This is a genomic window from Alkalihalobacillus phoenicis, assembly GCF_047302405.1.
GTDB lineage: Bacteria > Bacillota > Bacilli > Bacillales > Bacillaceae_D > Alkalihalobacillus.
In genome coordinates, this window is sequence record NZ_CP154853.1 from 3825059 (window position 1) to 3837787 (window position 12729).

At 36.4% G+C, this 12729-nt stretch carries 11 protein-coding genes; 1 reads left to right on the plus strand and 10 read right to left on the minus strand.

The window, feature by feature from the left end:
• Positions 1-27: 27 nt before the first annotated feature.
• Entirely contained in the window at positions 28-780 is a 753-nt protein-coding gene (locus tag AA0017_RS17935) for an SDR family NAD(P)-dependent oxidoreductase (RefSeq protein WP_413376701.1), read from the minus strand.
• A 382-nt stretch (positions 781-1162) separates the two neighbouring features.
• The gene (locus tag AA0017_RS17940) at positions 1163-1882 is read right to left on the minus strand and encodes a FadR/GntR family transcriptional regulator (RefSeq protein ID WP_413376702.1); all 720 of its coding nucleotides are present in this window, start codon (positions 1880-1882) and stop codon (positions 1163-1165) included.
• A 310-nt stretch (positions 1883-2192) separates the two neighbouring features.
• Between AA0017_RS17940 and AA0017_RS17945 the strand changes: the two genes are divergently transcribed.
• Positions 2193-3173, plus strand: coding sequence for an NAD(P)-dependent oxidoreductase (locus AA0017_RS17945; protein ID WP_413376704.1), 981 nt, complete (start codon positions 2193-2195; stop codon positions 3171-3173).
• A gap of 165 nt (positions 3174-3338) precedes the next feature.
• On the opposite strand, the gene AA0017_RS17950 is transcribed toward AA0017_RS17945, so the two are convergent.
• From AA0017_RS17950 to AA0017_RS17985, 8 genes are all read right to left on the minus strand, one after another.
• Entirely contained in the window at positions 3339-4334 is a 996-nt protein-coding gene (locus AA0017_RS17950) for a 2-keto-3-deoxygluconate permease (RefSeq protein WP_413382694.1), read from the minus strand.
• 474 nt (positions 4335-4808) lie between these two features.
• On the minus strand, positions 4809-5903 hold the full coding sequence (locus AA0017_RS17955; RefSeq protein ID WP_413376706.1) for an NAD(P)-dependent alcohol dehydrogenase: 1095 nt from the start codon (positions 5901-5903) through the stop codon (positions 4809-4811).
• A 22-nt stretch (positions 5904-5925) separates the two neighbouring features.
• Positions 5926-7377, minus strand: a complete 1452-nt coding sequence (locus tag AA0017_RS17960) for an aldehyde dehydrogenase family protein (RefSeq protein WP_413376708.1) — start codon at positions 7375-7377, stop codon at positions 5926-5928.
• A 344-nt stretch (positions 7378-7721) separates the two neighbouring features.
• Positions 7722-9257 carry a sodium:solute symporter family protein gene (locus AA0017_RS17965; protein ID WP_413376710.1) on the minus strand — a complete coding sequence of 512 codons (1536 nt, stop codon included), beginning with the start codon at positions 9255-9257 and terminating at the stop codon, positions 7722-7724.
• Positions 9257-9514 (minus strand): hypothetical protein, encoded by a 258-nt coding sequence (locus AA0017_RS17970; protein ID WP_413376712.1) that lies wholly within the window; start codon positions 9512-9514, stop codon positions 9257-9259. The genes AA0017_RS17965 and AA0017_RS17970 overlap by 1 nt, the downstream gene beginning before the upstream one ends.
• Positions 9515-10843: 1329 nt before the next feature.
• Positions 10844-11344 carry a flavin reductase family protein gene (locus tag AA0017_RS17975; protein WP_413376714.1) on the minus strand — a complete coding sequence of 167 codons (501 nt, stop codon included), beginning with the start codon at positions 11342-11344 and terminating at the stop codon, positions 10844-10846.
• Positions 11345-11379: 35 nt separating this feature from the next.
• The gene (locus tag AA0017_RS17980; protein ID WP_413376716.1) at positions 11380-11589 is read right to left on the minus strand and encodes a hypothetical protein; all 210 of its coding nucleotides are present in this window, start codon (positions 11587-11589) and stop codon (positions 11380-11382) included.
• A 56-nt stretch (positions 11590-11645) separates the two neighbouring features.
• Positions 11646-12701 carry a 3,4-dihydroxy-2-butanone-4-phosphate synthase gene (locus AA0017_RS17985; RefSeq protein ID WP_413376719.1) on the minus strand — a complete coding sequence of 352 codons (1056 nt, stop codon included), beginning with the start codon at positions 12699-12701 and terminating at the stop codon, positions 11646-11648.
• Positions 12702-12729 lie beyond the last annotated feature (28 nt).

Below are 12729 nucleotides of genomic sequence, written 5' to 3' on the forward strand. Positions count from 1 at the left end.
ATCTCTCCTTACTTTTAATATGATCTCTTATATATTTCTTGCTCCCAAGCTTTTACCTCCATCAACATGTAATACTTGACCTGTAACATATCTAGCTTCCTCTGATGAGAAAAATAAAACTGAATTAGCTATGTCTTCTGGTTCTCCAATTAATGGAGTAGGCTGAGCTTTAATTAGATTATCTTGTACCTTTTGAGGAAGACTTCTAATTAAAGGTGTATCAATTAATCCTGGGGCAATACAGTTTACCGTAATATTAAATTTCGCGAATTCAAGCGCGAGGGAGCGAGTTAAACTTACAAGACCTCCCTTAGATGCGGAATAGTTCGACTGACCAACCTGCCCTAACCAAGCACGTGAGGAAATATTAATAATTCGTCCATATTCTGCGTCTTTCATATGCTTTAAGACAGCCTTTGAACAAATCCACGCACCTTTTAAATTAATATCCATAACAAAGTCAAAATCTTCCTCTGGCATATTTAAGATCAAGTTATCTCTAACAACTCCCGTATTGTTGACTAAGCCATCAATTCTTCCATATCGTTCTATGACTTCCTCTACCATTACGTGGACTTCATTCGTTTTTGTGATATCTGCCCTTAAACCAATCGCAGTTTGACCTTTTTCACTTATTTCACTTGCAACCTTTTTAGCCTTTTCGATGTCTACATCATTAATAACTATTTTGGCACCTTTTTGAGCTAACTTTTTAGCAATCCCTTTCCCAATTCCACTTCCAGCACCTGTAACTAAAATGACTCGATTGTTTACATTCATTTTGATTATCCCTTCTGAATTTAGACGTAACGATAAAAATCAGAACTCCTAATTAAGCGCTTTCTTTTTTTTGCATCCTATATATACGAAAAAAGTTACTTTTGAATCGGATTAAGAAAATCTCGATATTGTCCAATCTAATATCAAATAGTCCATTCGGACGATTCACAACCTCTACCTATAAGGTTATCAGACAAGTTAAGCAGAAGACCTTCAGTTATAAGGTTATCAGACAACTAGAAGAATAAGATAGAAGCTTAATAGAAAAATAACACATTCCCCTTTTTTTGTCTATATATTAATCCAAATTTTCTAAAAACTAATCATAAAAAAAGACCAGAGGGTTTTCCCCTCTGGCAAACTCTTGGTAAATAAAAATAAACTAGTTATATTTTGACTCCATATAATTTTGTAACTCGTACTCAAATCGTTCTAAGTGATCCTTCATACTTTTATGAGCCTTCTCGACATCTTGTTCCGCAATAGCTTGGTAAATCCTTTTATGTTCTTCTAAAAGAATGTTCGTTGATTTTGGGTTAATGAATCCCATTCTCCGTATTTCCCTCATCGCTTTTTCCATTTGTATAGAAATGGTCTCTATTAGTTGAACCATAATCGAGTTTTGCGTTGCTTTAGCTATTGTTTGATGGAAGATCATATCTTCTTTTTCACTTTCCTCTTTATTTAATACTTTTAATTCCATTTGATTTATAATTTCTTCAAACTTTTTTAAATCATTATCCGTTCTTTTGGACGCTGCTAACTCGACATTAGAAATTTCTAATGATTTACGTGCTTCCACTAATTCTAAAATAGACTTGTCACTCAAAAGTAATCCCGTAAAGTCTGGCATCCCTATATGTTGGGGGTCAATTTTACATACAGTACTCCCTTCCCCCTGCCTCGTTTCAATAAACCCCATAATTTTCAAGGCACTCAGTGCTTCTCTGAGTGTCGAACGTCCAACCGAATAGAGCTCACACAATTCTTTATCGGAAGGTAATTTTTCTCCTGGCTTTAGTTGACCTTCTAAAATTTGTTGTTTAATATGATCAGCAATTTTTTCATAAATTCTTAATGAAGTCATTTTAAGTGGTTGCATGTTTTCCTCCTTCATTTACAAATATAATTTTCGGTAAATTAGATATAGACTCTTAAAACATAATTTGTTAATATATGTTCATATAATATTTATATTTTTCAGAAAGTTAACCCTTTCATGTCTGATAACCTTATATACATAATACCATATTTTAGTATGATTATATTAGAACATCGGCTATTTAATAACAAAAAAATAATATCAAAACTATTGATGTTATTTTTTTGTTATTAAGTCGTCTGATAATCGCACTTATTAGTTGTCAGATAACCTTATAATATATTAATCAGACTATAAGGTGAGGAGGTTAATGCAAACGAGTAACAATTTGAGAAGAAAAGAATTTTTAACAAGAAAGCAACGTTACGAAAGGGGTAGAAATGATATGACTACAAATAAAGGACGGATTGGATTTATAGGCGTAGGGACGATGGGGAGACACATGGTTCATAACTTAATAAAGGGTAACTATGAAGTATTTGTCTATGACAAGAAACAGGAAGCATTAGATTATGTTGCTGCCTTCGGGGCAAAACCTGTTCAATCATTAAAACAACTGGTCGAAGTAAGTGAAACATTATTTGTATCCGTTCTCACAGATAATCAAGTTAAGTCTGTTATTGCTGGAGAAGGCGGATTATTAGAATATGCTACACCTGAAAAATTAATTATCATTAACAGTAGTGTTAATCCACAAACCATTATTTCTATGGCGGACTTAGCCATTAAAAAGGGAGTTAACGTAATTGATGCTCCAATGAGTGGTGGCGAACCTGGAGCAATTGAAGGTACCCTTACCTTTATGGTTGGAAGTAATGATAAAACATTGTTCGAACGAATTCGCCCTATTTTAGACTGTTTAGGAAGTAATGTATTCTATGTTGGTCCAACTGGCTCTGGCGAAGCGATTAAGCTGGCCAATAATCTCATGGCACTTTGTAATAATCTAGTAGCTTTAGAGGCAGTCAAATTAGCAAAAGGATACGGTATTTCTGAAGAGCAGCTTATGGAAGTTGCCCATTTAAGTACTGGAAATAGCTTTATAGTTGAAAACTGGGATTATTTCGGCAATATGATGCAAACGCATTCATTAGCAGGAACAAAGGATGTCTACACATTCTTAACAAAGGATATAAAGCTTGCCGTTGAATCAGCAAATGATATCGATTTATTTTTACCGATTGGCGGACTATGCTGGCAGCTTTCAGAGGCAGAATTAGAAGCAAGAGATAAAGCAAACAGAGAGTCAGGCCGCATTTACAATTCACCATATACAACTCAACCTGTTTAATTATATTAAAATAGAAGATAAACCATAAATAAAACCTTGCCGGCAGCAAGGTTTTATTTATTTGACTATTTTCGTTAAGTTGATTTCCTTTGAACTATAAGGTATTTCCCTGTTTGAAAAGCCTACTATGGGAAACTCATAGTAGACTTTTCAGTGTCCTCATCGCTAGGCTAACTCTTTTTCTTGAATGGTTATTTGTTGTTGTGTTTTTTCTTTTATTTCTAATTTCTTTGCTAGAAAAGCCACATAGAACGGCAACAGCAGTCCTGAGGTTACGCAAGCAGCAGCAATCTGAACCGTAGCAATCCCTACTTCAGAGGCAAAAGTGGCACTCACAGTCGCAATCGCAGCAGGAGTCGCAATCGCATTACCCGCTACAGCACCTTCCCCTAAACCTACAACTGGATTCCAACCTAATTTATAGAAGATAAAAGCACAAGCAGTACCAGTTAAAAACACAACTAGTACACCTAAAACAACTCCTGCTAATCCCCCTTCAAGAATAGAACTAAAGCTAATGCCCATACCTAGTCCAAAAGCCATGAATGGAATAAGGGCGTCGACACCTTTAGTTAAAAATTCCCTCATATTAGTATCTAGGTTACCTAAAATCATTCCTAATATAAGCGGGAAAAGAACGGCAATAAAATCTAAAAGTGAGAATAGGTTACCGCCAAAACCCATAGCTCCAAACGCAGCTAACGCCAACATAGTTAAAAACGGTCCATCATTCAACGATAAAACGCCAATCGCCGCTCTATCATCTTTTTTTCCAAATTGATTAGCAATAGCTATATACATCGTCCCATTGCTATTTGTCATAGCCGCAATGATAGCAAGAGGGGCAAGACCTAAGAACAACCCATTTGGCCCAGCAAGCATATAGGCAAGGATACCAACTGCAGCACCAATGACCCACTTTGTAACTAACATCGTTGTTCCTTTTAACATAGCACCTTTTGCCGTTTTCAAGTTAATTTCAGCCCCTATACAAACAAAGAAAAAAGCAATTAACGGGACAGTTCCATTGACAAATAATGCTTCTGTAAATCCTCCAATTCGTAATAAATTTGGGGCAAAGCTATTAATACATGCGCCTAGGATTAGTGGAATAATCATGATTCCACCAGGAATACGGTCCAATGTACTTTTAATCGGTATCATAAATGCTCCTCCATTTCAAAGCAAATTTACATCTTTAAATTTTTTTATTAGGTCAGTCCTTGCCTTTTTTCCAATCCTATAACGTTGATTTCTCCTTTTGTTCTCCTTCACCCCCAGATCGACTGATTCAATTATATGGTTATCTGACAACCTGATTAAAAATTAGTTATCTGACAACATAGGTTATCTGACAACCTGATTATGTATATGTACGATAACCGAAAATCACATCACAAAGAGAAAGCGCTTACTAAAATCCTCTCACCATGAATGTTATAAGGTTATCAGACAAGATGTCCAAGTTGTACGAAAAATGAAAACCTTTACAAAATATATTAACAAACGACGTTCTGTTTGTCTATATAATATTCAGAATAATTTTACATTAGTAGTGAAAGAAAGAAGAACTCCCTACCCATTTACTGATAAGGTGTTCTTCTACACTTAGTTCCTACTAAACATCTAGTTAGCTTACATTGATAATACCGGTTTAATAGTCGTTCCATTCTTTGTATCACTTACTGCTTTGTTAATTTCTGCGAACGGATAAAGCGTTATCAATTTGTCAAAAGGAAATTGACCTGCTTTATATAATTTGATTAAATTTGGAATAAAGATTTTGGGGACACTCCCCCCTTGATGGACACCTACAACTGATTTCACATTAATTAATAAATCCATTACATCCAAGTGGACGTTGGTTCCCATCTTAGGAGCACCGATTACGCCAACTTTACCAAGTGGAGCTAATGATTGTGTTGCATCTCTTAACACTTCAGGAACTCCTGTTGATTCAATAGCAAAGTTCGCACCTTTGCCTGTTATTTTTTTTATTTCCTCAACAACATTTACCTTTTTAGAGTTCAGGATATGTGTGGCCCCTAGTTCTTGGGCTAGCTCTAAACGTGAATCATGAATATCAACAACTATTCGAGTCGTACACCCTGCTACCTTAGAAGCCAAGAGTGCACTCATACCGACTGTTCCACTTCCAAAAACCACAATGCTAGAACCAGAAGGCGGCTGGAAAATATTCAGAACTGCTCCTGCTCCAGTTTGGATTCCACAACCAAGCGGTGCTAACAAGCGCAAGTCAACTTCATGATCTACTTTAACAACATTACGGGCATTTGCGACTGCATAAGTTGCAAAAGAAGACTGTCCAAAGAAAGTAGACATATTTTGATTGTCTTGATGGAGACGATGAGTTTTATCATCCATTCTTCCTGAAAAATTTGCTTCCAGAATATGTTCGCACGCATAAGACTGTCCAGTCAGACAATATTCACAATGCCCACAAGATGCATATGATAGCACGACATGATCTCCAGGGTTTAACTCTTTAACACCTTCTCCAACTTTTTCAATAATACCTGCCCCTTCATGCCCAAGTACAGCTGGAAGTGGAACAGGAAGAAGTTGATGTTGTGCCGAAACATCTGTATGACAAATTCCAGATGCAACCATTTTAATTAAGACTTCACCCGACTTCGGTTTATCTAATGTAATTTCTTCAAATTGGAATTCTTGACCCGTTTCATGAACAACTGCCGCTTTAATTTTCAATCTTTATCCCCCCAAATTTTTATTACTTTAAATAACGAATAGAATGATAATCAATATAGGCGGATAATGTTGATTCTCCAGAAAGCTCTCTTCCGACCCCACTGTCTTTAACACCGCCAAATGGCATACCTAATGATAGTGATTCAAAACTATGGGTGTTAATAAACGTGGAACCAGATTCAATTTTTCTTGCAACACCTAATGCTTGCTCGAAATCGCTAGACCATACAGAAGAACCCAATCCATACTCTGAATCATTTGCCATTTCTATCGCGTCATCAACAGTCTTATAGGAAACGATCGGAATAACAGGTCCAAATTGTTCACAAGATACTAAAGAAGATGACTGAGTGATATCCTTTACAACATGAGGTAATATATAATAGCCATTTTCCCAACTATCTGGATCTATTTTCTGTCCAAGCTCCCTGACAGTAACTCCACTATGCTTTGTTTTTTCAATTAAATTCTTAACACTCTCAAATTGCTTCTTATTATTAAGGGGGCCAAAAGATACTTGCTCATCTAATCCATGCCCTACTTTATATTCGTCAACATATTCGCAGAAAGTATTATAGAATTTATCTATCTTATTTTCTGGAACATAGATTCGCTTAACAGCAAAACAAATTTGACCACTTCTTGTATAAACACCTTTTAATAACTTTGGTATAATCGCTTCTATTGGAGCATCATCTAGAATGATAGCCGGGTCATTTCCACCCAATTCCAATGTGACCGTTTTAAAACTTTTAGCAGCATTAGTAGCAACGAGCCTTCCTGTTTCAGTTCCACCTGTAAAAGCTACTTTTTTAACTAATGGGTGCTGTGTTAAAGCTGAGCCTACCTCTGCATTACCGTGAATCACATTAATAACACCATCAGGTAATACTTTAGCCATATTTTGTAGAAGAATACTTAAAGCGATTGGGGCTGTTGGTGATGGTTTAACAACTATCGTATTACCAGTAACTAAAGCAGGTGCTAATTTCATCATCGTCAAGATAATCGGCATATTCCAAGGAACGATTGCACCAACTACACCTTTTGGTACTTTTTCAACACTAATCCAACTATTCTCATCTTCTGTTTGCTCAGCTTTCAGATAGCTTTCAGCAATACTCGCGTAATAATTCAATACTCCATTCCCTAAATAGAAATCGGTTTCAGCCTCCCATAAAACCCCACCATGCTCTCTGACCAAAAGTTCCTTTAACTCTGACATAGAATCCTCTAACACTTTTGCAGCAGATAACACTAATCGAATCCGTTCTTGAACATTAATATTTTTCCACGATAAGAATGCATGATGTGCTGCTTTCACCGCGTCGTCCACATCTTTATTAGTACCTAAAGCTACTTCACCGACTAAATCATCTAGTTTTCCTGGATCTCGGACTTCAAAGTAGTTTTGGGTTGATATTTCTCGGTTATTGATTAATAGATTTACTTTATTCTTCGCTAATGTTTTCATTTATTTATCCCCTTTCGGATTAACAAAAATTAACTTTATAATCATTAGACTTACGTATTCTTAAGTCGTCCAATAAACGAGAAGGCACTCCTTTAAAACGCTTACAAAATAGATCAACCAAATAATTCGATTAAAAGGATTTTTGTAATAGATATTCTACCAAAATTTCATCTAAACCTGTACATTACCTCCTCACTTAAAAGTTCACCAATGATTAACACGATTGGATTATTGTTATTCTGTATTTATAATATAAACGATGTAAATACATTTGTAAATGACTTGTCAGAAAAAATAGAATATTAATCATTGAAGAGTCCTTTAACGATAAGTAAGTCTTAGTTTTATTGAACTTTTTTCGTTACGATAGTTTCTATCGACCCATTTCCAACCTTTTTATCCTTATTGTAAAACTTTTTTAAGAAGTTCAAGTGTCTATCAGCATTTTCATATTCAGGTTTTGTTAAATAGCTGACTAATATCATCACAAATGTAGATAAAACTAATACAGGAACAATTGGTAAAAATCCAAAATTCGGTAGCCAGTTTGTTAAAAAATACACAGGTACTAATATAGCACCAGTAAGTAAAGAAGCAATTGCTCCGGCTTTATTCAACCTTCTCCAGTAAAGTGATGCTACTATAACTGGTATCATTGCCGATGTTCCGGTAAATGACAAATTAGCTATTTCAAAAACACTTGCCGGTCTAATTAACGATACTAAATAACAAACCGCTAAAATGAGCACAACAAACAACCTTCCATAGACGACTGAAGTAGCTTCTCCTTTTACCTTTCCATATTTCTTTAAGATATCATTTGTAAACAAGTTACTCATTGTCAAAAGCTGTGCATCCATAGTAGACATTACCATCGAGAAAAGCCCTACAAGAGCTAGTCCACTCATCCAAATCGGTAAATATTCAAAGGTAAGTAAAAAGACAATATTATCTGAGGCACTCCCCTCTAATCCGGGAATTAATACTGCTCCCCACACCCCAAGCGTAACCGCTAAAATATAAATAAATGCCATTCCAAGCGGATACATAATGCTATTCTGTTTTAGTGCATTACTATTTTTTCCTGCTAAAAGGCGAATAAAAACATGCGGAAAACTGAGTACAACAAACGCAAATAAGAGCCATTGACTAAACCAGACTTGCCAAGAAAATGAAGGAATTCCTTCTCTCTGAAGTAAATGAGGTTTTTCAGCTAATATTCTTTCGGTCATCCCGGAAAAACCACCGCCTTCTTTTGAAAGCAAAATAACAGCAAGCAATAGGAAAACCGTAAAAATTAAGACTTGAATCGTATTAGTAAGGACCGTTCCCCTCATTCCCCCACCCCAAACATAATAACCTACTAAAACCGTTATAATGAGGGAACCAAGCCAATATGGGATGACTCCATTTGTAAAAGTTTGAAAACCAGCCCCAGCACCAATTTGACCTGTAACAATATATGGTATCGTATAGATCGCAAAGATTAAAAACATGATATTCGAAACACCGTTACTTTTAAAACGATCACCGTATAATTCACTTGGGGTACTATAGCCAAATTTCTTCCCCAAAATCCAAATTCTAACCCCAAAATAGTAAGTTGTAAACGCTATCAAAAATGAACCTGCACCCATTATTAATCCGTACATACCAAACCCATTATGATAGGCAGCCCCTGGCATTCCCATCATAACAAATGCTGATAAATTAGCCCCTATTATCGCACAAAACAAATAAAAACCTGATATTGATCGACTAGCTAAAAAATAATCCTCACCCGTTTTACTCGTCCGTTTTTGAGAAATCCAACCAACTCCAATAATGAAAATCATATAAATGATAGAAACAAGACAAACGACTAATATACGATTATCCATTATTTGTCCTCCCTGTTTAGGGTTACTTCTTCTTCATTTTCAAAACTATCAGGAATATCTGGCCAGATCACTTTATAGGCATAAAAAAGAAAGACAGAAGCAAGAATTCCGCCAGTTAATACTTGAAACCATAATGCTATAGGCATAAACCCCAATATTATAGGCTCTGTCTTCCCAAACCACCAGAAGTCAAAATGTGAAATAGTTAAGAGCAAGAAACATACGATCACTATAGCTTTTTTTATTCCTATGGACATATAAAATCATCTCCTCTATATCAAACAAACGAGATAAAAATAAGAAAAAAGTTTATATCATATACTTTATAATCTCAACTTTTGCAGCATATAATGGACCCTTAACCGTTGATAGAGATTGACTTTAGGGCGATACAAGACTCAAATGGACTTTACATGACCGATTCAATCGTTGATAAGTCTGAACCCATCTCTTCGTAGGCTGTTGAAGGAAACTGTTCACTAAAATGAAGCGCTCCGGCTGTCGCTTAGGCCCTCCGGCGGTCGCTCCCAAACAGACACTCCGCGTCCTGCAGGAACCTCATGAGCCTCCTCAGCACGCTTGCGGGGTCTCATTGGACGGTTTATTCCTGCGGGAGTCTCCGTGTCTGTTTGTCCGCTAGATAATGGAATCGAATCTAGATTCAGTTTTCTCATTGAATAAAAAAATAGTCATTACTTCAACGTACATTAGCTTGAGAATGATTTTTCTCCTTCCATGACTCATTCCGTTACAGTTGTAAACAAATCAGTGTCGATGCTCTGTACGTTAGCTAGATGATCGAGCTGGTTTCGATAAAAATAGGTGGCAACTATCTATTTAGTTTCATAACCAACAAAGGGAAGAAGAAGGTCCTTCTGCGTTAGAAATAGCTGATTGAGAATGGCCCTATCATCAAGCATCTCCACGACACTTAGCGGACAAAACCATACGGAGACACTCCCGCAGGAATAAACCGAGCTTACTGAAAAAGTCTTATTCTCACCTTTACCGGGGAAGAATCTCAAATAATTAGGTGATTCATTAGATGATCTATTAGGGCTCAGCTGGTTTTTCTTTGACCAAAACGGAGCCAGCGGAATACCCGGAGACTCCTGCGGGAGAAGTGAAACACGGGAGACCCCTCAAGCGATGAGTGAGGAGGCTCCCGGTTCACCCGCGGAACGCGTAGGGTATGCAGCTGGCGGAGTAAGCCAAATCATCCAACCCTATTGTAACTAACAGAACTTTTTCAGCAGCCTCGAATAAACCGTGGAGCGAGACCCCGCAAGGCTTGCCGAGGAGGCTCGTCAGGTTCTCGGCAAGGACGCGGAGTATGGTTTTGGGAGCGACCGCCGGAGGGCCTATTATTTTTTCTTACTGCACAGTTTTTCCGTTTTGTGTGATAGTGCGTTCTCGCTTTTCAAACGTGTCAAGGGCATTTATTTAAGAGCTTCCCTTTCGCTCTACCAACTCGTTGAACGGTTTTTCTCGATGCGAAAGTTGAGTTATAATGAACACGAAACTCTAAGTAGATGAAGATAATAGAGTAATAGCTAGCCATTTAAAGTCTTTAGGTGAAAAAATAATTATTGACGATAAAATTCGGTGGGAATTCGACCAAATTTTCTACGGTGATATAACATTGGTTCTTGCTCCTTAATATTAATATCTAATACTTCTCCAATTAAAATCGTATGATCACCAGCTTCTATTTGCTTGAATTTTTTACATTGGAGTGTAGCATATACACCAGAAATAATAGGTAAACCCAAATCTGAGACCTTCCATTCACAGCTGTTGAAACGCTCTTTTTCTTTACTAGCAAATAATCGACAAATGTCCTGTTGCTCAGCTGCTAATACATGAACAGCAAACTTTTCCGTCTTTTTAAATGTTTCAAGTGATGATACTCTATGATCGATTGACCACAAAATTAATAACGGCTCTAATGAAACTGAAGCAAATGAATTGACCGTTAGTCCATAAGGAACCCCTTTATCGTCATTCGTTGTTACCACAGTCACCCCAGTAGGATAATTTCCCATTACCTCTTTAAAACGATCTACTTGACTTAACGTATTTTCCATTAAAAACTCCCCCTTCAATCTTCACTAAATTCAGTTTATTTCCTTCTCATCAAATACCATGAATTACCTTTATTTAATATTCGTCTATCTTTTTTTAAGATTCTCATCTTCTTAAAAATGATAGGCTTAAATTGATCGATATTTATATTTTGTTCCTTGTCGACAAACCTCGTGACTGTATTTGAACTTGCACCAGGGTGTTTTTCTAAACAATCTAAAATGAGTTCTTCGAGATTCATTAACATAGTTCCCCTCCTTTTAACCCTACTAAAAAATAAGCATTTGTGTAAAAGCTATAGGCTTAAACTACTTTCTCTCTTACAATTCTATAGTCAGGATCCTTTTCAAAAATTTGCAAACAACTGGCGCCAATCATCTCACTATTTAAATTGAATTCATTCATTAATCTAAATTCTTTAACACCGAGCTTTTCTAATATTTTTAGAACGAAATACGTATTTCCATCGTAATCCCTTACATTTAATAAGGAGTGGTCGCTCCTATCCTGTAAACAAATACACAAACCGCCAAATTCTTTTGCCTTTAGAATCGATTTTTCTAAATCTATCTGGCAGTCACATAATCTTAGAGGACAATGACATTGTTTATGAATATACACTGGGGTTACTTTTTTTGATTGTAGATTCCTATTAGTAAGGACATAATCAACTTTTTGATCGATTCGATTAGTAACTAACATCGAATCAAGCTCCCCCATTCGACTTTTGAATGGAGAGTAATCTCCGTTCTCAACAATCGATTTATGATCCAAACAATATTTTAATAACTCATCTATCGTTAAAAGCTCTAATTGGTAAAGTTCTGAGAATGCCTTAAGTTCCTCGCTACTAGCTATTTCACCATCTTTATTTAAAACATCACACATGACAATCGCAGGATAAGAGCTATTCATTATGGCGAGTTCTATCCCCGCCTCCACATGGCTTTGTTTTCCAAAAATTCCTTCATTATGCGAAATGACAGGGAAAATATGCCCGGGTCTCTTAAAATCGCTTGGTTTTCTATCATCGTCGATTAGAGCCTTAATCGTTTCATGTCTTTCAAAAGAGGAAATACCAGTAGTTGTTCCTTCGACGTCAACACTTACAGCAAATGCTGGCGTAAATTCATCACTATTACAATTTTGCTGTAATATTATGTCTAATTCCTTTGCTCTTTCCGGCTTTATCCCGACACTTACAAGGCCTCTAGCATTAGTTACCATAAAGTTAATATCCTCTGCTGTAACTTTATTTACTAGACTGATAAGCTTCCCGTGACCTTGTTGATCAACTAGAATAACTAAATGACCTTTTTCTAATTTTTTCAATACCCTTTCAACATGAGCACCTCTCATTCTCTTCACCTCTTTTTCTGTTCATTTT

Coding starts and splice junctions, on each gene's coding strand:
- AA0017_RS17935 (WP_413376701.1), bottom strand. CDS start 780: ATGAATGTAAACAATCGAGTCATTTTAGTTACAGGTGCTGGAAGTGGA.
- AA0017_RS17940 (WP_413376702.1), bottom strand. CDS start 1,882: ATGCAACCACTTAAAATGACTTCATTAAGAATTTATGAAAAAATTGCT.
- AA0017_RS17945 (WP_413376704.1), top strand. CDS start 2,193: ATGCAAACGAGTAACAATTTGAGAAGAAAAGAATTTTTAACAAGAAAG.
- AA0017_RS17960 (WP_413376708.1), bottom strand. CDS start 7,377: ATGAAAACATTAGCGAAGAATAAAGTAAATCTATTAATCAATAACCGA.
- AA0017_RS17965 (WP_413376710.1), bottom strand. CDS start 9,257: ATGGATAATCGTATATTAGTCGTTTGTCTTGTTTCTATCATTTATATG.
- AA0017_RS17970 (WP_413376712.1), bottom strand. CDS start 9,514: ATGTCCATAGGAATAAAAAAAGCTATAGTGATCGTATGTTTCTTGCTC.
- AA0017_RS17975 (WP_413376714.1), bottom strand. CDS start 11,344: ATGGAAAATACGTTAAGTCAAGTAGATCGTTTTAAAGAGGTAATGGGA.
- AA0017_RS17980 (WP_413376716.1), bottom strand. CDS start 11,589: ATGTTAATGAATCTCGAAGAACTCATTTTAGATTGTTTAGAAAAACAC.
- AA0017_RS17985 (WP_413376719.1), bottom strand. CDS start 12,701: ATGAGAGGTGCTCATGTTGAAAGGGTATTGAAAAAATTAGAAAAAGGT.